Here is a 21,682-nt window from a genome sequence, read left to right on the forward strand (position 1 = left end):
TCTGCCATAATAGTGTATATGAGATGCCTTGATTTATCAAGTTTTTTCACGAAATTTCGGGAAAATTCATAAATGTTTTGAAGTGTATGATTGTATTATTGGGCGCGGGATGCTAAAATGAAGCTAAAACCAAAAACCACAAAGGAACGCAAGGGGGCGTATGTATGGATAAAACATTATACGATCTGATGGACTGGGCTGGAATTGAAGAAATTGTCTATTCGGAAGCGGCAAACCCGCACCGGATGCTGGGAGCCCATATGACGCCGGAGGGAATGCTGGTACAGGCGTTTATTCCGACGGCGCGCGATATTACGGTCAAACTTTCGGCAACCGGCAAGCAGTACCAGATGGAGATGGCGGACGAGACTGGCTTTTTTGCGGCGCTGATTCCGCGCAAGACTCTGGCGGATTATACCCTCCTTGTGTTTTATGATAATGGTACGTTAAGTGAGATACACGATCCGTATTCCTTTGCACCGCAGTTTACGGAATCGGATTTGAAGAAATTCGAGGCGGGCGTCCACTACAGCATTTATAATAAGATGGGCGCGCATCCGATGACGGTCAAAGGTGTGAGCGGCGTCTATTTTGCAGTCTGGGCGCCGGAAGCGATGCGCGTGAGTGTTGTCGGTGATTTCAACCTGTGGGATGGCAGACGCAGCCAGATGCGGCGGTTGGGAGATTCGGGTGTGTTTGAGATTTTTATCCCGGAGCTAAAAAAGGGCGCTGTTTATAAATATGAAATTAAGTTCAAGAACGGCGACCCGGCGCTGAAGGCGGATCCGTATGCGAACTATGCGGAACTTAGACCGAACACGGCATCCATCGTCTGGGATCTGGACGAATATAAATGGAACGATCAGGACTGGATGAAGAAACGGGCGGCGCTCGACACGAAGACGGCGCCGATGTCGATCTATGAGGTACATCTCGGTTCCTGGATGCGAAAACCGACCGAGGTGGATAAGAGAGGACGCGAGATTGTCGGATCGGAGTTTTACAATTACCGTGAGATAGCGGTCAAGCTGGCGGAATATGTGAAGGAAATGGGGTATACCCATGTGGAACTTCTGCCGGTCATGGAACATCCGCTGGATGCTTCGTGGGGCTATCAGGTGACAGGATATTACGCACCGACCAGCCGCTTCGGCACACCGGATGATTTCATGTATTTTATGGATTATCTGCACGGACAGGGAATCGGCGTTATCCTTGACTGGGTTCCGGCACATTTCCCGCGTGATGCATGGGGCATGGCGCAGTTTGACGGAAGCTGCCTCTATGAGCACAAGGATCCGAGACAGGGGGCGCATCCGCACTGGGGTACGCTGATCTACAACTACGGCAGACCGGGGGTTTCAAACTTCCTGATTGCGAATGCGATGTTCTGGGCGGACCGCTATCACGCGGACGGCATCCGGTTTGATGCGGTGGCGTCGATGCTGTATCTGGATTATGGCAAGAATCCGGGTGAATGGATTGCCAATATGTACGGCGGTCATGAGAATCTGGAGGCGGTCGAGTTCTTAAAGCATCTGAACTCTGTCTTCAGGGGACGCAAGGACGGCGCGATTCTGATTGCCGAGGAATCGACGGCATGGCCGAAGGTTACCGGTGACGTGAAGAACGGCGGTCTTGGCTTTGATTATAAATGGAACATGGGCTGGATGAACGATTTTCTGGGCTATATGGAGCAGGATCCATATTTCCGGTGCCACCACTACAATGAGCTGACCTTCAGCATGATTTACGCCTACAGTGAAAATTTCGTCCTCGTCTTCTCACACGACGAGGTGGTTCACGGAAAGGGTTCCCTGGTCAATAAGATGCCGGGACAGACGTTTGAGGACAAGTTTGCGAACCTGCGGGCGGCATACGGTTTTATGATGGGACATCCGGGCAAGAAACTCCTCTTCATGGGACAGGATTTCGCCCAGATGGATGAGTGGAATGAGAATGCATCGATCGAGTGGGAGCTGCTGCAGTATCCGATCCACAGCCAGATGAAGGAGTATGTGAAGGAGTTAAATCACTTTTATACCAGCCATCCGGCACTCTATCAGAAAGATTATCAGACGGAGGGCTTCGAGTGGATCAACTGCATGGATGCAGCGGACAATATCATTGCATTTCTCCGGCGCGGCGCGGATGAGACACTGCTCTTTGTCTGCAATTTTGCCCCGCAGCTGCATGAGAAGCTGGCGGTCGGCGTACCGTTTAAGGGAAAATACAAAGAGATTTTCAACAGCGATGCGGAGAAATTCGGCGGAAGCGGAAAGGTCAATCCGCGTATGAAGTCCTCGAAGGCAGAGGAATGTGATGGAAAGGACAATTCCATCACGATCCAGCTGGCACCGCTTGGCATCAGTGTCTTCAGCTGCACGCCGACGGAGCCGGAGAAGAAGGAAAAACCGGCGAAGGTGAAGAAGACGACCCACAGCACTAAGAGTGTAAAAGAAAAGGCAGAAACCGATCCCCAGAGCATGATGGCGGAGGCAGCGTCGGCATTCAATGGAAAAGCCGGGGGGACAGCTGCTGCGGCAGCAGAACGCTTGGCGGGTATTTCAGATAAGCTGGCAGAGGCGAAGGCGGGGCTTTCCTCCAAGATTATCAGTCTGTCCTCGATTGCGAGACGACAGGCGGGATTGGAAGAAGGTCTGGATAAAAAGGTGGGAAAAGAGTAAGTACAGGAAGGAATGAAATAGATGGCAACAGCGGCAGAGCTGACAGGCGAGGAGATCGCGGCGGTAGCAGAGTCACTATCGGATCCGGCAAATTTGAACGTGGATACGATGGCTTCGATCATGCATCGGATTGGTCCGGGGCTTATGGCATTGGGACAGAAGGTACTGGTGGTGTTCATCATTTTCCTGATTGGACGGAAGATCATCTCGATGATCGAGAAGATGCTGTCCCGCTCGATGGAGCATGCCGGTATGGATGTGGGCGTGACCCGTTTCCTGCGGGCTCTGACCCAGTTTGTGATGAATGTATTCCTGCTTTTTATGATTGCAGGGCAGCTTGGCATGGACAGCGCCTCGATTGTGGCGGTTCTTGGCGCGGCAGGTCTTGCGCTGAGTTTGGCGCTCCAGCAGAGTCTTGGAAACTTTGCGGGCGGACTCTTGATTTTAATTATGAAACCGTTCCGGGTGGGTGATTATATCATTTCCCCGTCCGGGGAAGGAAGGGTTTCGATGGTCGGGCTGGTTTACACGACTATCCTGACAACCGATAATAAAGCAATTACCATCCCGAATGGCACCCTTTCAAACTCAACCGTGACCAATGTGACGGCGATGGACAAGCGGATGCTGGAGCTCAAGGTCGGTATTGCCTATGAGGCGGATATCCGGACGGCAAAGGCGGTGTTAGAGCGCGTTTACCGGGAACATCCGATGGTGAAGAAGGATGAGGACATCAAGGTATTTGTGGACAGCCTGGGCGACAGCAGCGTGGTGCTTGGCATCCGGGGCTGGGTAGAGACGGCCGATTACTGGCAGACGAGATGGGACATTCTGGAACAGATCAAGCTGTCATTTGACGAGGCGGGCATCGAAATTCCATACAACAAGATGGATGTACATTTAAAACAGTAGCAATTGTTTAAACAGTATAAGCAATATAGACAGAGGAACAACCATGATTGACAGAGCGGCAAAATTCGCAGAACAGGCGCATAAGGGCGCACACCGGAAGGGAACCAGAATTCCGTATATCGTTCATCCGCTGGAGACGGCGCTGATTGCGTCGATGCTGACGAACGATGAGGAGATACTGGCAGCGGCACTTCTGCATGATACGATCGAGGACACGGGTGTGACCTACGAGGATTTGAAACAGGAGTTTGGCACCCGGGTTGCGGATCTGGTCGCGGCGGAGAGCGAGGATAAGTCCAAAACCTGGATTGAGCGCAAGGGGCACACGCTGGAACATCTGAAAACAGCGAGCCAGGCGGAGAAGATCCTGACGATGGCGGACAAGCTGAGCAATATCCGCAGCATGGCGCGTGACTATCTGTTGGTCGGGGAGGAGCTCTGGCAGCGGTTTAATATGAAGGACAGAGAGAAACAGGCGTGGTATTACACGTCGATGATAGACCTTTTGAAGGATTTGAATGAGACACCGGAATATCAGGAATATGTGCGTCTCTGCGGCAAGGTATTTGGCGGGATCGCAGGGTGTTGTAGTTTACAAAAAATATGAACGGCAGCATAAAAACAACATAGGATGACAATGAGAAACTGCAGCAGCCAATCAGAAAGAATGGCTGTCGGAGAAGAGAAGGACGATAGGTTCTGAGATTTTGCGGAAACGGAAAGGTCATTCAGTTCAGTAAAAGGGGAAGAGACATGATTTTAAAAGATATTTGGATGGATGTAAAAGCGGTTCAGGAGCGAGATCCGGCTGCGAGAAATGCATTGGAGGTACTACTTTTATATCAGGGCGTACATGCCCTGATCTGGCACCGGGTGGCGCACTGGTTTTATGAGCACCATATGTTTTTCATTGCGCGCCTGATTTCACAGGTGGCACGTTTCTTTACATTGATTGAGATTCATCCGGGTGCACAGCTCGGACACGGTATTCTGATTGACCACGGCTGCGGCGTTGTCATCGGTGAGACGGCGGTGGTCGGTGACAACTGTACGATTTACCAGGGTGTGACGCTGGGCGGTGTCGGAACACAGAAGGGTAAACGTCATCCGACGCTGGGAAATAATGTGACGGTCGGTTCCGGCGCAAAGATTCTCGGTTCTTTCGAGGTCGGTGATAACTGTTCCGTAGCGGCAAATGCGGTTCTGCTCCGCCCGCTCGAGGAAAATACCACGGCTGTCGGCATTCCGGCGCGTCCGGTCAAGAAGGACGGCGTGGCGCTGCCGAAGAAGCAGAAGATGATCATCGGCGAGGACGATCAGCGTATTTTAGAGCAAATCGACGCGCTCCGGAAAGAGCTTCAGGAACTTAGAGAAGAGTCGGCAAACCTGCGGAAGGAACTGGAGGCAGTGCGGGCAGGACAGGAGAAAGCCTGACACAAAATTATTCATAACACCCCTTTCGGCTGCATAAATTTCTTTGAGAGAAATGCGTGCGGTTTGGAAAGGGGCGTTTTTTATGATAGAGCTGATCAAAAAAGAGATACATATGAACCGGCAGAGGGGGACGGCGGTGTCGCAGCTGACGCTGGATGATGATTTTATTGTGCCGGATGCGCTGGATGATGCGGTGCAGATACTGCTGTCAGACGGGGAGGTTCAGATAGAAAATTCACGGATTCAGGGAGAAAAGGTGCTGATCCGGGGAAAGCTTGTGTTCCGGGTGCTGTACCGCCGGGAGTCGGGCGGGCTGCAGGCGATGGGCGGGGAGATCCCATTTGAGGAAACGGTCAATGTGCCGGAGCTTTCGGAGCGCGACTATACGCAGATCGTATGGAATATCGAAGATTTGAATATTACCATGATTCATTCGCGCAAGCTGAGCGCCAAAGCGGTGCTGACGCTTACGGTGCGGGCGGAAAGCCGCGTCGATGTGCAGGCTGCCGCGGATGTCGAGACGGATGATGCGGGGCTGCAAGTCCTGAAGAGAAGCGTTCCGGCAGCGACGCTTGCAGTGCGGCGCAAAGATATCTACCGGGTCCGGGAGGAAGTAAGCGTATCGGCAAATAAGCCGAATATTGAGACGATTCTCTGGCAGGAGATGCGTCTTCGGGATGTTTCGGTGCGCCCGTTGGATGGAAAACTGCATCTGGACGGTGAATTGTCGGTGTTCCTGATTTACAGCGGCGAGGGCGAGCACACGCCGGTTCAGTGGTTGGAGGAGAGTATTCCGTTTTCCGGTGAAGTGGAACTCTCGGAGGCGGTGGAGGAGATGATCCCGGCGGTCGGGGTCCGGATTCTTCATGCAGAGGCGGGCAAAAAGCCGGACAGCGATGGGGAGATGCGCGAAGTGGAAGTGGAGGCGGTGCTGGAGCTGGACATCCGCCTTTATAAAGAAGAATCAGTGGAACTTTTAAGCGATCTCTATTCGACCGGCTGCGAGGTCGTGAGCGAGCAAGGGAAGGTGTGCTTTGACCGGCTTTTGACGCGCAACAGCTGCAAAATGCGGGTGGGCGGAAGTGTTTCTTTTCAGAAACCGGAGCGAATTCTGCAGATTTGCCACAGCAGTGGGATTGTCCGGCTGGATGAGAGCCGCCCGTCAGAAAACGGTCTGGCGATCGAGGGAGTGTTGGAAGTCAGTCTCCTGTATCTGACGGATGATGACGCGGCGCCGGTCGGGGCAATTTCTGAGGTTCTGCCATTTTCCGGCACGGTCGAGGCGGAGGGGATCCGGGAAGACTGCGTCTGGCAGTTGAATCTGGGGCTGGAACAGCTCGGCGCGGTGATGCTGGGCGGCGGTGAGGCGGAGGTCAAGGCGCAGCTCACGGTGGAACTGCTTGTATTCCAGCCGATGCAGGAAGAGGTGGTTACATCCGTGCAGACACAGCCGTTCGATTTAAAGCGCTGGGAGCAGCAGCCAGGGATTGTGGGTTATATTGTGCAGCCGGGGGATTCTCTGTGGAAAATTGCAAAAAAATTCCACACGACGGTGGATCAGGTGCGGGAAATGAATGAAATCGACGGGGAGGAAGCCGGTGCAGGGGCGCGGCTGCTTCTGATCAAAGAGGTAACGGCGGGTAACTGTTCATAGGTAGGAATTTTAGAGAGAAAAAATCGTTTCTGTTCACGGGTGGGCACTTTTGGGACCGAAAGTGCCGTAAGGAAACGTGGTGGCAGCAGGAATTTGCCGTATTGAAATTCGAAGCCACGGCAAATTCCGTTACTGGACACGTATGCGTGTACAGTAACAAAAAATCCAGCCGGAATGGTTGCATTTGGGGGAAAACTTTATATACTATTATTGTAACGGTTCAATATCTTTACAGTTACAAGCAAAAATCCATGCAGATTTGACTTTGACAAAGGATTTTTGCCTTGTAAGCCAGGAAAACGCATCCGGCCGGTGCTTGATGATAGATCCGGGGAAGGAGTTTCCCGAACCGGGCGGTGCCCGTGCATTGCAAGGCGCGGCGCCGTTTACATAGGGCGTCCGGATGCGTTTTCCTGTGTACTGAGAAATTTTTGTCGGGAGTGCGAACCATAAAGGCAGGATGAGGCATGAATTATACATATCTTTTGCGCTGCGCGGACGGAACCTTGTACTGCGGGTGGACGAACCATCTGGCAGCGCGGGTGGCGGCGCACAATGCCGGGAAAGGTGCAAAATACACGAAAACCCGCCGTCCGGTAGTGCTGGCATACTATGAAGAATATGCGACGCGCAGCGAGGCGATGCGCCGGGAGGCAGCGATCAAGAAACTGACCAAAAAGGAAAAAGAGGCGATGGCAGCGCTGGGACGGACGGAGCTTCCGGTGGATGACGAGACGTAGATATATCGCGCCGGGGCAGATTATGTACGAAGAATTGGTACAAACAATAGCGGTAAAGGCAAGAAACAGCAGTAGAAATTGGTAACTGTTCAGTAGGTCTGCACATTTACTGTGCTGACCGTACGAAAACATGGGCCAGCAGGCAAAAATCCCATTGCCGTAGGCAATTTTTAATGGATTTTTGCGCGTGACTGTGAAGGTACTGAACAGTTACAGAAATTGAAAGATGGAGAGAAAACAGGAGCGGATAGGTACAGTGAGAAAAGGTAGAAGAAACAAAGGATGTATAGTGATGGCAACAGCCCTTCTGGCAGCGCTGCTTGGCGGCTGTTCGTTTCTATCGAAGGAGGCAGACACGACGGAGGTTTCCAGCGAGGCGGAAACGGAAAGTCCGGGTGCCACACAGGAGTCGGAGACTGAGACAACTGAGACAGAGGAGACACAGGAGAGCCATGAGGCTGCCGAAGACGAAGAAAGCGGGGAAGAGGAAACCGAGGACCATTTCGTGGAAAAGAAGATCGTGGTGGCAACGGATATGCACTATTTTGCCGAGAAACTGGCAGGAAACCGCTGTGATTCCTTTGTCGGAATGGCGAGGGGCGGAGACGGGCGCGTGCTGGAGTACGGCTGGGAGGTCATGGACGCTTTTCTCGATGATATGAAGGAGGAAGATCCAGACCTCCTGATTCTGAGCGGAGATCTGACGCTGGACGGAGAGAAAGCGAGCCATGAGGAACTGGCAGAACTTCTGGAAAGACTCAGCGAGGCGGGAATTGAGGTCGCGGTTATACCGGGAAACCACGATATCAATAACCCGGATGCCCGCCGCTATACGGCGGATGGAGCGGAAAAGGTGGAGTCCATCACAGCGGACGAGTTCCGGGATATCTATGCGGATTTTGGCTATGTAGCGGCGGACAGCCGGGATCCGGCATCGCTGAGTTATCTTTATAAGATAGACAGTGCAAACTGGGTGCTGATGCTGGATTCCTGTCAGTATGAACCGAAAAATGAGGTCGGCGGCATGATCCGCCGGGAAACGTATGAGTGGATGGAGCCGATTCTGGAAGAGGCGGAGCGGGAAGGCGCCCGCGTGATATCCGTCAGCCATCATAACCTGCTGGATGAGAGCGGAGTGAGCCGGACCTTTTATGACAACTGTACGATCGAGCACAACGAGGAACTGGTGCGGATGCTGTCGGATTATGGCGTGCGCCTGCACTTGAGCGGACATCTGCATATCCAGCATTATAAGGAAGACGAGGACACGGGCATCTATGAGGTTGTGACGGGTTCCATGGTGATGGCTCCGTGCCATTACGGGATTGTCCGCATCTGGAACGACGGGACCTACCAGTATGATGCGAAACCTGTCGATGTGGACGGCTGGGCGATACGCCACTCGTACCACAACCGAGATCTGGCAGATTTTACGGCCTATTCGGAGTCGATCCTGCGTCGGGCGGCAATCCGCGATGCAATCCGGGATCTGAATCGCCATATCGAGGATCGCCACGCATTTTTTACGGACGAGAAGAAACAGGAAATGGCTTCGTACTACGCGGATCTGTGCGTGAATTATTATGAAGGACGGATGTATCAGATCGAGGAAGCCGCAAAGGAAAATCCGGTGCTGAAAGATTGGAACAAGATCGGCTATGTCAGCGAACTGAGCGATTTTCTGCAGAATATCCTGGAGGACGAGGCGAAGGACTACGGGCATCTGAAGATTCCGAGCGTACATTAAATAAAAATGGAGGTACCAGGAGGCATGGGAGAGACAAAAAAACAGCGTTCGCCGCTGACAACGCTCTGCTACATTGAAAAAGACGATTCATATCTGATGCTGCACCGAATCAAGAAGAAACAGGATGTGAATGAAGGAAAATGGATTGGCGTCGGCGGACATTTTGAGGAGAATGAAAGCCCGGAGAACTGCCTGCTGCGCGAAGTGAAGGAGGAGACAGGGCTGACTCTGACTTCCTGGCGATTCCGCGGAATCGTGACGTTTATCGCGAAAGGCTGGCCGACGGAATATATGTGCCTGTACACGGCGGATGGATTTGAGGGAACGCTTCGCGAATGTGACGAGGGCGAGCTTGCCTGGGTGGCGAAAAAGGATGTGCCGGCTCTGCGGCTCTGGGACGGCGATCGGATCTTTTTGAAGCTTCTGATTGAAAGGGATACGTTTTTTTCATTGAAATTGTCATATGATGGGGACGAGCTGATAGAAGCTGAGCTGGACGGGGTAAAAATTACATACAAATAAGCACGCAACTGCGGGTTGGTTGGGGAACGAGGGTTCTGCAGTGCGTGCTCATGAGGAATAATCAATATATGGGAACCGATTTTGGGGAAAATCGGGGTGGTTGGCTATGCCAGAAAGATAAGAAGATGAATTATTTTCTCTTGTTCCTTATCTTTAACTTGATTATATATCATTCATCGTATATAATCAAATATAAATAAGAAGATAATTATTATAAATTTTTTGTTATAGAATCATAAGTGGACAAAAGTGCCGGAAACTCTGTAGATAAAGGGAAAAGAATGGAACGGAATGAGAATGTTCACGGGCGGGAAGTTTCGGGATGAAATATCCCGCAGGATGCAGCGATGAGAAAAAGCAGGGTACATAGGAGGAAACATGTTCGACGGAAAAGAGTATGTATACGCGGTCTACGAGGAAAAGAGTTTTTCGAAGGCGGCGCAGAAACTGTATATTACGCAGCCGGCGTTAAGCACGGCGATCAAGAAGGTGGAGAAAAAGATAGGAACTCCGATTTTTGACCGGAGCACCTCTCCGATCGGACTGACGCCGGGCGGTGAAGTTTATATCGACGCGATCGAAAAGCTGTTTGCGCTGGAACAGAACACGCTCAATCAACTGAATAATTTAAATGGGCTTCTGGCGGGCAAGCTGTCGGTTGGCGGAACGATCTTTTTTACCTCGTTTGTACTTCCGGGCGTGTTGAGCGAGTTTTCCCATCGGTATCCGCAGATCAAGATTGATCTGCAGGAGGGCACGACCACACAGCTGACCGATAAGCTGGTTGCCGAGGAACTGGATCTTCTGATCGATAACTCGGAACTGGATGACAAAAATTATGAAAAGTATTATTATAGCACGGAGAGAATTATTCTGGCTGTTCCGAAGAGTTTTCCGATCAATGAGGAGCTGACCCAGTATCAGCTTACCGCGGAAGATATCCGGGCAGGACGCCACAGTCAGGCGGAGTTCCCGGTACTGCCGCTGCCGCTCTTAAAGAGTACTCCGTTTATCTTCGTTAAAGAGGAAAACAGCATTTACAAGCGTAGCATGAAGATGTGCAGCCGCCAGAATTATTCGCCGAATATTATCATGAAACCGGACCAGGTTGTCTCTGCGTTCAACATGGCAGGACGGGGCGTGGGCGCGGCCTTCATCCCGGATGGCCTGATCGTCAATCTTCCATATGAAGTGCCGCTGTGCTTTTACAAGATGAATGAAGAGCTGGCGGTCCGTTACGTTTATTTGTACAAGAAGAGAAATAAGTACCTCACGAAGGCGATGGAGGAGTTTATCCGCGTGGCAGTCGGCGACGAGGCGTTCCAGAAGGTACGGGAGCAACGGGAGAAAGAGAATCAGGAGAAGAAAGGTTCGGATAAGAAGGGGGATAAATAATGCGAAGAGGAGAACGTGCGATTGAGTCGAAAGACGGGCAGAAAGCCATTTTGGAACACTGCCGGGTGTGTAGTATCGCCTTTTCTGGGGATAAATACCCGTATGTGATCCCGTTAAATTATGGTTTTGTGTGGAACGAAGACCAGGAGACGCCGGTGCTGTATTTTCACGGCGCTCCGGTGGGAACGAAGATTGAGCATATGGAGCGCGACAACCGGGTGGCATTCTGTGTGCAGAATGAAAAAGAGATAAAGATTCTGGAACCGGCATGCAGAAGCACGATGATTTATGAGAGTGTCTGCGGCACTGGACGGTTATCCCGTGTGGCTGATCCTGGGGAGAAAGGAGAGGCACTGACAAGGATCATGCAGCAGTATGACCCGGAGGGCGGACCGTATGAGTTTGCTCCGGAGGTAGCGGCGAGAACCACCGTCCTCTGCCTGCGTGTGGAAACTCTGACAGGTAAGAGCAATGCGCCGAAACCGGAGCAGCCATGAAACAGTTAAGACAGATGTCGATTCTGGTGCGGGGGGCACAGCTTCTGCTGCTGGTCCTCGCACTTTTTCTGGTTGTATGGCTGGTGCCGGATGCAGGGAAAAAGCATGCATCCGGGACGGAAGCTTCGGAAGCTGAGACAGATGGTGGCGATGTGGCGGAGAATGAAAAAAATAGAGCCGCCGGGAATCTGGAGGAGGATGAATCATCCGCCGGGGAAGTGATACAGGATGATGCAGATGAGAACGCTTCGGATGGAGAAACGGCTTTAAAGCGCCGGACTTCCCGGAAGCAGCTGTATAAAAGAAAAAAAGAGCCCCAGAAGGCACAGGAAGAGACAGTTTATATGCCGCCGACCATCTGGCTGGCGACGGATCTTCACTATCAGTCCCCGCAGATGACAGATTTCCAGTCGGCGTTTGATACCTATACGATGGGAAATGATGGGACGATCGTGCCGTATCTGGATGAGATCACGGAGGCATTTCTGGAGGAGGTGCGGACGGCGCATCCATCGGCACTGGTTTTGAGCGGAGATCTCTCCCAGAATGGTGAGAAAGCAAACCATGAAGCGCTTGCAGAGAAGCTAGAGCGGGTGCAGGCAGCGGGAATTCCGGTGCTGGTGATTCCGGGCAACCATGATATTAACCACCCGTGGGCGGCAACGTATTTTGATGATCAGGTATCCCCGGCAGAGGGAACAAGTTCGGAAGAGTTTTACCAGATTTACCATAAGTTTGGCTATGATCAGGCGGTGTCCCGGGCTTCGGATTCGCTGAGTTATGTTTACCGCCTGGATGAAAAATATTGGCTGATGATGCTGGACAGCTGCATGTGTGAACCGGTCCATGAGACGGGCGGAAAGCTAAGCGAAGAGACGGTTGCGTGGATGAAAACACAGCTGGAGGAGGCGAAAAAACAGGGTGTGACGGTCATTCCGGTTTCACACCACAATCTGCTGGATGAGAGTACACTCTATCCGGAGGAATGCACGATTGAAAATACGAAAGAAGTGACCGCGCTTCTGGAAGCATATGGAGTTCCGGTGTATTTGAGCGGGCATCTGCATTTGCAGAGAATCAAGAAGCATACGTCAAATCTGAACACACCGGGCGGATATGGAATCCGGGAGATAGTGACTTCTCCGCTTCCAATGGCGCCGTGCCAGTACAGTATCCTAAACTGGCAGGCGGATGGCAGTCTGTCCTACCATACAAAAAAGGTAGACATAGCAGGCTGGGCGCAGCGCTACGGGGAAGAAGACGAGAATCTTCTCAATTTTGATGCTTATGCGGATCAGTTTCTGGTAGATGTGATTTCGGAACAGGCGTTTAAGGCGCTGCAGTCGGCATCAAAGGATATCAAAGAAGAGATGGCAAGGCTCTATGCCGATATGAACCGTGATTATTGTTCGGGCACGAAGATTGATGTGGCAAAGATCAGAAAAAGCGAGGCATATCAGTACTGGATCCGTTATAGCGGCAATGATTTCTGGCTGGCAAGGCTGCAGGCGATCCTGCACGATGCCCGGACGGACAACACGGTGCTGGAGCTGAAAGCGGGTGTGGATTTCCCGTTGCCGGGGGAGACGATAGAAAACCCGGAGAATGCAGAAAATGAGGAAACTGCCGGAGCAGATGCGGGCAGTCCGGCAGAGGAGATACAGAAAAAGGAGGAATCATATGGACTACGAGGGAATTGTATACAGACCGCCGAGTGAGGCGCGCAGCCTGATCATTCAGGTGACGATCGGATGTGCACACAACACCTGCGGCTTTTGCAATATGTATAAAGAAAAGAAGTTCCGGATCCGGAGCCTGACAGAGATTCTGGCAGATTTGACGGAGGTTTCGCACAATCCGTATGCGCCGTATATCGATAAGGTATTTTTGGCGGACGGCGATGCGCTGGTTATGAAAACAGAGGATCTTCTGGTGATTCTGGATGCGATCCACCGCCTGTATCCGGGCGTGAAGCGGGTGGCTTCCTACGGAACGGCACAGGATATTTTGCGAAAATCGGAAGAAGAGCTGATCCGCCTGCGCAAGGCGGGACTCGGAATCGTCTATGTGGGTGCGGAATCCGGCGACAATGAGATTTTAAAATATATCAATAAAGGCGTGACGGCGGAACAGACCATTGAGGCAGGACAAAAATTGAAACGCTGCGGCATCGCGACCTCAGTGACGCTGATTTCGGGGCTTGGCGGACGCAGCAAGGTGGAGGAACATGCCTTGTCCTGTGCGAAGCTCATCACGGCGATGAACCCGGAGTACGCATCCTTCCTGACGCTGCGCCTGTACGAGGGCACGCCGATGTATGCAGATGTCGTGGAAGGGCGGTTCCAGCGGATAACTCCGGATGAAATTGTGGATGAAATGGAAATTTTCCTGAAAAATGTGGATTCTCCGGGCACAGTATTCCGGACGAACCATGCGTCGAACTACGTGATTCTGGCGGGAACCTTAAACGGGGATATTCCGGCCATGCTTAAAAAACTGGAGGAGGCAAAGAGAACGCATCATTACCGGAAATTCCGGGAGACCGGCGATCTCTTATAAGTGGATATGATTTATCTGATTTTTGCGATTCTTTTCAGCGCGTCCCTGGCGCTGGCGCTGCGGATCAGTGAGACGTTCAGCGATAACCGATATGGGATTTTGGTTGGAAATTATGTGACCTGCCTGGTGGTGGCGTTTGTTCTGCTTCCAGATAAAAATATCTTTGCGGCAGGCAGCCGGACGGCGGTTCTTACGGGAATCGTGAATGGATTTTTGTTTACAGGAAATCTGGTTCTGATGCAGAAATGCATCCGTGAAAATGGGGCAGTTCTGTCGTCGGCATTTGCGAAGCTTGGTATCGTGATTCCGGTCACGGCGAGTATCCTGTTTTTAGGTGAGATCCCAACGCTGTTCCAGCTGGTGGGGATCGTGCTGGTTATTGTGGCGATCTGGGTCATCAACAGCGAGGGGGACCGCGGCTGCGGACGCAGACGGAGGATGGGTTCGGCGGGACTTCTGCTCGTTTTATTTGTCGTCAGCGGTATGGCAGACGGGATGTCCAAGGTAACGGAGAGGATCGGCGAGAGACGGTTTGATGCGCTGTTTCTGTTCTATACGTTCCTGACCGCACTGGTTCTGACTGTGGTTCTGGCATTTCTCGAGCAACAGAGAACCCGCCGCAAGATTGGAAAGATGGACTTTTTGAGTGGTGTGGCAGTCGGATTTCCAAACTATTTTTCAACCTCGCTGCTGCTGGCGAGTGTGTCGAGACTGCCGGCGTTTATCGTGTATCCGAGCTTTAGTGTCGGCACGATCCTGGTGGTCAGCTTTGTGAGCGTGCTGGTGCTCGGGGATCCAATCAGCCGGAGACAGATTGGGGGATGCGGGATTATTTTGGTGGCGTTGGCGCTGCTGAATCTTTAGAATTTTCCGTTTCGGATGCTGCGCTCATAATAAAAGATATACTGCTGCATTACCCCTGCGTATCCTTTATAGCTTCCAAAAAAATCCTGGATAATAGTAGTGTACAGGCGGCTTTTTGGAAGGCGGCGGTAGCGGATGGGGTGTTTGGGAAGGTATTCTTTGGTCAGGATCTGTTCAATCCAGGTATCGACGGGGAAGGCGTCGATGTGGTGGAGTCCGAAGAGGCAGACGCAGTTGGCGACCTTGGGACCGATGCCATAGAGGCTGGTAAGTGCGGTCATGGCTTCGTCCGGCGGCAGGGCTGCGAGGGATTCTAAGGATACGGTTCCGGCGAGGACATCCTGGATGAGGCGGTGGATGTATTTGGCGCGGTAGCCGAGTTTTAAGGTTAATAGGTCGTCCAGGCTGGCAGATGCCAGTTCTTCGGGCGAGGGAAAAGAATAGTAGGTGCGGATGGAACCGTCGGACAGGGCGGCGGTTCTCTTCGCACCGTATTTTTTTGCCAGAGCTTCGACGGCTTCGCGGATCTTTGGGATGGTTTTCTGCTGGGAGATCAGGAAGGTGATCATCATTTCCCAGAGATCCTGACGGAGAATCCGGATGCCGGAACCGGCGTCTGCCGCCGCCGCGAGGTAGGCATCGTCTGCGCGGATGGAGGCGATGAAAGAGCCGTAATCGGTGCCGAGATCGAAGTATTGTTTCCAGAAAGGAAGCGCTTCGTCCGGGCAGTCGAAGAAGAAACCGTCCGGCGTCCCGGAAATTTCCAGATAGTGCGTCCCGCTGATGAGTGACCAGATCCCCGGTTTTTCCGGAACCGGAAGCATACGGAAACATTGACCGGAGGCGGCTATCTGGGCGAGGTTCAGGTTCAGGCAGGAGATGATGTGGGAGTTGGGGAAAGTGTGTGTTTCGATTGCAGGCAGGTTTGTTGTATGTGTGTTCATGGCAGGGCATCCTCTTTTTTTAAAATATTTTTTGCTTATATCAATGGAATATCAAGTTATAAAACCTTGAATCATAAAGTATCAAATCATGTAATTCTTATGAGACGTATCATAGCATAGAAGACCTTTGCCTGCAAACGGTTACCTTTTATCAGAAAGGAATGTTACTGTTCACGCATACGTGCCCAGTAACGGAATTTGCCGTGGCTTCGCATTTAAATACGGCAAATTCCTGCTGCCACCACGTTTTCTTACGGCACTTTCGGTTCCAAAAGTGCCTACCTGTGAACAGTAACAAAGGAATTGCATCAGAGCGTAAAAAAATCTTGCGAAAGACGCGCTACTTAGGTATGATGTATATATGTGCGCACTCGCGCGAAGAGGAATCATGTCGCAAGCGACCGCGCTCGGCGCGAGAATGTGCCAGAGCACATGCTTTGTTCTATGGCAGGAGGGGAGACGGATGTTTTTTATCGGTGGCATCAGTTCCGGCGTGAAGCCGCTGGAGTACCTGAAAACAGTGATCTGCGGGCGCTGCGGCGCTTATGGGCGGTATCAGGTGTACATGACCTATATGTATTTTAGTTTCTTTTTTATCCCGATTTTTAAATGGAACCGGCGCTTTTTCGTAAAAATGTCGTGCTGCGGTGCGGTCTATGAGCTGGATCCGGAGGTGGGAAAGAGGCTGCTTCGGGGCGAGGAGGTCGAGATCACGGAAAGCGATCTGACACTTCGGCAGGATGGAAATGGAAATCCGTGGACGGGAAGTGATGCATCACACCGTCATAAGGTCTGTCCGTCCTGTGGATTTGAGACGGAGGAGGATTTTTCGTACTGTCCAAAGTGCGGCAAACCGCTGTAAGGCGGGGAAATACAGACGAAAAGAGTGATGGCGGCTGTGGAAGCACGGGACGGTTACAGAAATCTGAGTTACTGTACACGTATGCGTGAACAGTAACAAATTTGATACAGCGCAGATTTTGGCGCAAAAAAGAAAGAGAGGCAGACAATATGTTAGAAGCTGGTATCAAGGGAAGACAGGAAGTTATGGTTACGGATGAAAATTCCGCAGCAGCAGTGGGAAGCGGTCTGTTACCGGTGTTTGCAACTCCGGCGATGGTTGCACTGATGGAGAAAACCGCGTGGATGAGCGTGGCTCCGTACTTAAACGACGGTGAGGGAACCGTTGGTACAAAGCTGGAAATTGCCCATAATGCAGCGACCCCGGTCGGCATGCAGGTTTGGTGCGAGAGTGAGCTGGTAGAAGTAGACGGCAGACGTCTCGTATTTAAGGTAGAGGCATTTGACGCGAAAGGTTCCATCGGCGGCGGCACACATGAGCGTTTCATCATCAAAAATGAGAAATTCTTAGCAAAAGCACAGAGCAAGAAAGAAAACTAAAGGTTGCGAAGAGAGCACAGCCGGCTGAAAGCGCTGCGAGTATCGTATGCGGGATACTTTTGGCTGGCTGTTGTTTCGTGTAATAGGAAATTCCTTGAAATTTCCTATTACACAAAAAGGCACTAACGTGCCAATGATGCGCACTCGCGCGAAGCAGAAACATGTCGCAAGCGACTGCGCTCGGCGCGAGAATGTGCCAAGGCACATTCTTTTTCATTATAGAAGGGAATTAATTCGTTTGAAAATCACATATATTCATCACAGCTCGTTTTCAGTTGAGCTTGAAAATGCCGTGATTCTGTTTGATTATTTTAAGGGAACTCTCCCGGAGTTTCCGGCAGGGAAGCCCCTCTTTATCTTTGCGAGCCATTTCCATGCCGATCATTATGCTCCGGTAATCTTTCAGCTGGGAGAGAAACGGGAAAATGTTTTTTATATTCTCTCAAAAGAGATTGGGAAAAAGATACCGGAGGAATATCGTAAACGATATAAAGACAGGATACGGCTGGTAAAGGCAGGAGAAAGATTTTGCCTGAATATTTCTGAAGAAAGCCTTATCGTCGAGACGTTCCATTCCACCGACGAAGGCGTCGCCTTCTGGCTCTCCTGCGAAGGAAAGGAGATTTATCACGCCGGTGACTTAAATAACTGGTGGTGGGAAGGCGAAGATATGGCATGGAACCGGAATATGGCGGCTTCTTATAAACAGGAGATGAAAAAGCTTTCCGGGCGCACGGCGGATCTGGCATTTATCCCGGTCGATCCGAGGCAGGAGCAGTGGTTTTATCTGGGCGCTGCCGGTTTTATGGAGCAGGCGGACACAAAATGGATTTTTCCGATGCATTTCTGGGAAGATTATACGATTATACCAAAATTAATCGAACATCCATCCAGTGAAGGCTGGCGGGATCGGATTGTAGAGATTCACAAGGAAGGAGAGGAGTTTATCCGATGAAATTTACATTTGCACACAACAATTTCAATGTCATCGATCTGGACAAGTCACTGAAATTTTATGAGGAAGCACTGGGACTTAAGGAGGTACGCCGCAAGGAGGCGGCAGACGGAAGCTTTATCCTTGTTTATCTGGGCGACGCCACGACCGGCTACCAGCTGGAGCTGACCTGGCTGCGCGACTGGGAGAAGGACTCCTACAACCTGGGCGACAATGAGTTCCATCTGGCATTTGAGACGGGAGACATGGAGGCGGCACATGCCAAACATAAGGAAATGGGATGCATCTGTTTTGAAAATCCGGCGATGGGTATTTATTTCATTAACGATCCGGATGGATACTGGCTGGAGATCGTGCCGGCGAAGAGGAGTTAAGGGCTGAGTTTGTCTGAAAAAATGTTTTGACGTAACTGTGAAGGTACTGAACAGTTACGTTTTAACATATGAGTTAAAAAGGGGTTAGAATGGTAAAAATAATTAAAAACGGCAGAGTCATCGATCCGGAGAGCAGATTCGACGGAAGGGCAGATTTGTGGATTGAAAATGGGAAAATCCAGAAAATCGTGAAAAAAGATACAAAAGCAGAATCGGATGGGGCATCTGACGCACCGTCCATTCCGGCAGATGCCGAGGTGCTGGACGCAGAAGGGCTGATCGTCGCGCCGGGACTGGTGGACGTCCACGTGCATTTCCGCGATCCGGGTCTGACCTACAAGGAGGACATCGAGACGGGCGCGGCGGCTGCGAAGGCGGGCGGCTTTACGACGGTGGTCTGTATGGCAAACACGAAACCGGTTGCCGATACGCCGGAGATTGTCCGGTATATTCTGGAAAAGGGCGCGAAAACGGGAATCCATGTGGAAACCTGCGCGGCAGTCTCGAAGGGATTTCAGGGAAAAGAACTGACCGATATGGACGCCCTCAAAGAGGCGGGTGCGATCGGATTTACGGATGACGGAATCCCGCTGATGAGCGAAAAATTGGTCAAAGAGGCGATGGAGACGGCGAAACGCCTCAATGTGCCGCTCAGCTTCCATGAGGAGGATCCGGCATTTATTTTCAACAACGGCATCAACCGCGGTCCGGTGTCCGAGCAGCTGGGAATCGGTGGTTCCCCGGCGCTGGCGGAGGATTCGATGGTGGCGCGCGACTGCATGATCGCGCTTCACACGGGCGCAGATGTGGATATCCAGCACATCAGTTCCCGCAATGCGGTGCAGATGGTCGGCCTGGCGAAAAAGCTGGGCGCGCATGTCTGGGCGGAGGTGACACCGCATCATTTTACACTGGACGAGACGGCGGTTCTGGAGTACGGAACACTGGCGAAAATGAATCCGCCGCTGCGGAGTGCCGCGGATCGCGAGGCGTTGATTGAGGCAATCAAGGACGGCACGATTGATATGATTGCGACGGATCATGCACCGCACAGCGCCGAGGAGAAGGCAAAACCGCTGACCGAGGCGCCGAGCGGCATCATCGGGCTGGAAACCTCCCTGCCATTGGCGGTTACCAGGCTGGTAAAAGCTGGTCACATTGATTATCTGACTCTGTTTGAGAAAATGTGCCTGAATCCGGCGAAGCTGTACCGGATGAAGGAGGCGGGACGCATCCGCGAGGGCGGCGCGGCGGATCTGGTTCTTTTTGACGACCAGACACCATATACCGTAGAAAAATTCCATTCCAAGGCGTCCAACTCCCCGTTTGTGGGAGCGAAGCTCTATGGAAAGGTTCACTATACCATCTGCAGCGGTGAGACAGTATATCGGGCAGAATAGGAGGAAACGAAGCGATGAAGACAATGTTAAAACGCGGCGCAGGCGTGCTGATGCCGATTTTCAGCCTGCCGTCGCCGTATGGAATCGGTACGTTCGGACGGGCGGCGTATGAGTTTATTGATCAGTTAAAACGCGGACGCCAGACGTACTGGCAGGTGCTTCCGATGGGACCGACCTGCTACGGGGACAGCCCGTACCAGTCCTACTCTGCATTTGCGGGAAATCCGTATTTTATTGATCTGGATACGCTGAAAGACGAGAAACTTCTGACCCAGGATGAGATAGACGCCTGCTGGTGGTGCGACAAGCAGGATCAGGTCAAATATGACGCGCTGTATTATTACCGTTTTCCGCTTCTGCGCAAGGCGTATGAGCGGAGCAGCCATAAGGAAAGTGTGGAATATCAGGCATTTCTGGAAGAAAATGAAGAATGGCTGGACGACTATGCGCTCTACATGGCAGTCAAGGGTAAATATGAAGGAAAAGGCTGGATGGACTGGGACGAGGACATCCGGTTCCGCCGTCCGAAGGCGCTTTCGGCATGCCGCGAAGAGCTGGCAGAAGAAATAAATTACTGGAAGTTCTTACAGTTTAAGTTTTTTGAACAGTGGAAAAAATTAAAACAGTATGCAAAAGAAAAAGAACTTCAGATCGTCGGCGATATTCCGATTTACGTGGCGCTCGACAGCGCGGATGTCTGGAGCCACCCGGAGCTGTTCCAGCTCGATGAGGAAAATCTGACGCCGCTCAAGGTATCGGGTGTGCCGCCGGATGCATTTTCAGAGGATGGACAGCTCTGGGGCAACCCGCTTTACGACTGGGAGAAAATGGAACAAACCGATTTTGCCTGGTGGCGAAGCCGGATGAAAGCGTCCGCGAAGCTCTACGATGCGGTGCGGATCGACCATTTCATCGGCGTGGTGCAGTATTATGCAATCCCGTATGGCGCTGTGACTGCGAAAGACGGCGAGTGGGAGAAAGGTCCGGGCAAAAAGCTGACCGACGCACTTGACGAGGCGGCAGGCGAGACGAAGATCATCGCGGAGGATCTGGGTGTCTTCTGTCAGGAGGTCAAGGATCTGCTGGCAGAGACGGGCTATCCGGGCATGAAGATCATTGAGTTTGCGTTCAGTGGCGACCGTTTCAACGAGCATCTGCCGCACTGCTATGACCCGAACTCCGTAGTCTACGGTGGAACGCACGACAATGAGACGCTGGCGGGGTATTTTAAACCGGAAAAACGTCAGTGGTGGGAACTTCAGTACATTGCCGATTACCTCGGTGCAGCACACCAGAGTGAGGTGGTAGACCGCGTGTTCCGCGCGGCATACGGTTCAGTCGCGAGCGTCGCCATTTTCCAGATGCAGGATGTGTTGAAACTCGATAACTGGGCGCGCATGAATACGCCGGGAACCCTCGGGGAAAACTGGCGCTGGCGTCTGGTTCCGGGGCAGTTTACGGATGAGCGGGCAGATTATTTGTCCTGGCTGGTGGATACGTTCGGAAGATTTTAGTTTTTGGCGGATGGGAATAAAAACCCGTAAAATGCTTGCAAATTCGGGAAAAACCTGTAAAATATACATGGATTACACCCGCC

At 51.8% G+C, this 21,682-nt stretch carries 20 protein-coding genes; 19 read left to right on the forward strand and 1 reads right to left on the reverse strand.

Translation table 11 applies throughout. The features are described from left to right. The first annotated feature begins 164 nt into the window (after positions 1-164). From glgB to DW720_RS01415, 13 genes are all read left to right on the forward strand, one after another. Positions 165-2,687: a 1,4-alpha-glucan branching protein GlgB gene (glgB, locus tag DW720_RS01355; RefSeq protein WP_243099682.1), complete on the forward strand. Its 2,523-nt coding sequence runs from the start codon at positions 165-167 to the stop codon at positions 2,685-2,687. Positions 2,688-2,708: 21 nt separating this feature from the next. Continuing rightward, the gene (locus tag DW720_RS01360) at positions 2,709-3,599 is read left to right on the forward strand and encodes a mechanosensitive ion channel family protein (protein WP_118749171.1); all 891 of its coding nucleotides are present in this window, start codon (positions 2,709-2,711) and stop codon (positions 3,597-3,599) included. Between the two features lie 43 nt (positions 3,600-3,642). Next, positions 3,643-4,206: an HD domain-containing protein gene (locus DW720_RS01365; RefSeq protein ID WP_118749172.1), complete on the forward strand. Its 564-nt coding sequence runs from the start codon at positions 3,643-3,645 to the stop codon at positions 4,204-4,206. A 146-nt stretch (positions 4,207-4,352) separates the two neighbouring features. Further along, positions 4,353-5,033 (forward strand): serine O-acetyltransferase, encoded by a 681-nt coding sequence (gene cysE / locus DW720_RS01370; protein WP_022359459.1) that lies wholly within the window; start codon positions 4,353-4,355, stop codon positions 5,031-5,033. An 82-nt stretch (positions 5,034-5,115) separates the two neighbouring features. Next, entirely contained in the window at positions 5,116-6,687 is a 1,572-nt protein-coding gene (locus tag DW720_RS01375) for an SPOCS domain-containing protein (protein ID WP_118749173.1), read from the forward strand. Between the two features lie 467 nt (positions 6,688-7,154). Continuing rightward, positions 7,155-7,427 (forward strand): GIY-YIG nuclease family protein, encoded by a 273-nt coding sequence (locus DW720_RS01380; RefSeq protein WP_022359457.1) that lies wholly within the window; start codon positions 7,155-7,157, stop codon positions 7,425-7,427. A gap of 292 nt (positions 7,428-7,719) precedes the next feature. After that, on the forward strand, positions 7,720-9,174 hold the full coding sequence (locus DW720_RS01385; protein WP_118749174.1) for a metallophosphoesterase: 1,455 nt from the start codon (positions 7,720-7,722) through the stop codon (positions 9,172-9,174). 24 nt (positions 9,175-9,198) lie between these two features. After that, complete coding sequence (locus tag DW720_RS01390) at positions 9,199-9,696, forward strand: 8-oxo-dGTP diphosphatase (protein WP_118469059.1); 498 nt, start codon at positions 9,199-9,201, stop codon at positions 9,694-9,696. Positions 9,697-10,074: 378 nt separating this feature from the next. Further along, positions 10,075-11,091, forward strand: coding sequence for a LysR family transcriptional regulator (locus DW720_RS01395; protein WP_118469061.1), 1,017 nt, complete (start codon positions 10,075-10,077; stop codon positions 11,089-11,091). After that, complete coding sequence (locus DW720_RS01400; protein WP_118749175.1) at positions 11,091-11,588, forward strand: pyridoxamine 5'-phosphate oxidase family protein; 498 nt, start codon at positions 11,091-11,093, stop codon at positions 11,586-11,588. Before DW720_RS01395 ends, DW720_RS01400 begins: the two co-directional genes overlap by 1 nt. After that, positions 11,585-13,306 (forward strand): metallophosphoesterase, encoded by a 1,722-nt coding sequence (locus DW720_RS01405; RefSeq protein ID WP_118749176.1) that lies wholly within the window; start codon positions 11,585-11,587, stop codon positions 13,304-13,306. Before DW720_RS01400 ends, DW720_RS01405 begins: the two co-directional genes overlap by 4 nt. Next, positions 13,269-14,147: a radical SAM protein gene (locus DW720_RS01410; protein WP_118569965.1), complete on the forward strand. Its 879-nt coding sequence runs from the start codon at positions 13,269-13,271 to the stop codon at positions 14,145-14,147. Before DW720_RS01405 ends, DW720_RS01410 begins: the two co-directional genes overlap by 38 nt. Positions 14,148-14,153: 6 nt before the next feature. Then, entirely contained in the window at positions 14,154-15,011 is an 858-nt protein-coding gene (locus tag DW720_RS01415; RefSeq protein WP_022359449.1) for an EamA family transporter, read from the forward strand. Here DW720_RS01415 and DW720_RS01420 read toward each other — a convergent pair. Continuing rightward, positions 15,008-15,955, reverse strand: coding sequence for a DNA glycosylase (locus DW720_RS01420; RefSeq protein WP_118492932.1), 948 nt, complete (start codon positions 15,953-15,955; stop codon positions 15,008-15,010). The two genes, DW720_RS01415 and DW720_RS01420, sit on opposite strands and share 4 nt — an antisense overlap. A 463-nt stretch (positions 15,956-16,418) precedes the next feature. On the opposite strand from DW720_RS01420, the gene DW720_RS01425 reads away from it, so the two are divergent. The 6 genes from DW720_RS01425 to malQ all read left to right on the forward strand — a co-directional run bounded on the left by DW720_RS01425 (position 16,419) and on the right by malQ (position 21,599). Continuing rightward, entirely contained in the window at positions 16,419-16,817 is a 399-nt protein-coding gene (locus tag DW720_RS01425) for a zinc ribbon domain-containing protein (RefSeq protein WP_118749177.1), read from the forward strand. Positions 16,818-16,966: 149 nt separating this feature from the next. Continuing rightward, entirely contained in the window at positions 16,967-17,356 is a 390-nt protein-coding gene (locus tag DW720_RS01430; RefSeq protein WP_022360593.1) for a thioesterase family protein, read from the forward strand. Positions 17,357-17,594: 238 nt separating this feature from the next. Continuing rightward, entirely contained in the window at positions 17,595-18,311 is a 717-nt protein-coding gene (locus tag DW720_RS01435; protein WP_118522228.1) for an MBL fold metallo-hydrolase, read from the forward strand. After that, positions 18,308-18,685 (forward strand): VOC family protein, encoded by a 378-nt coding sequence (locus DW720_RS01440; protein WP_118749178.1) that lies wholly within the window; start codon positions 18,308-18,310, stop codon positions 18,683-18,685. The genes DW720_RS01435 and DW720_RS01440 overlap by 4 nt, the downstream gene beginning before the upstream one ends. Before the next feature lie 89 nt (positions 18,686-18,774). Further along, positions 18,775-20,085, forward strand: coding sequence for a dihydroorotase (locus DW720_RS01445; protein ID WP_118749179.1), 1,311 nt, complete (start codon positions 18,775-18,777; stop codon positions 20,083-20,085). A gap of 14 nt (positions 20,086-20,099) precedes the next feature. Beyond that, a complete protein-coding gene (gene malQ / locus DW720_RS01450) occupies positions 20,100-21,599 on the forward strand; it encodes a 4-alpha-glucanotransferase (RefSeq protein WP_118749180.1) in 1,500 nt (499 codons plus the stop codon). Positions 21,600-21,682 lie beyond the last annotated feature (83 nt).

The sequence above is a fragment of the Clostridium sp. AM27-28 genome (assembly GCF_003480955.1).
GTDB classification, from domain to species: domain Bacteria; phylum Bacillota; class Clostridia; order Lachnospirales; family Lachnospiraceae; genus Otoolea; species Otoolea fessa.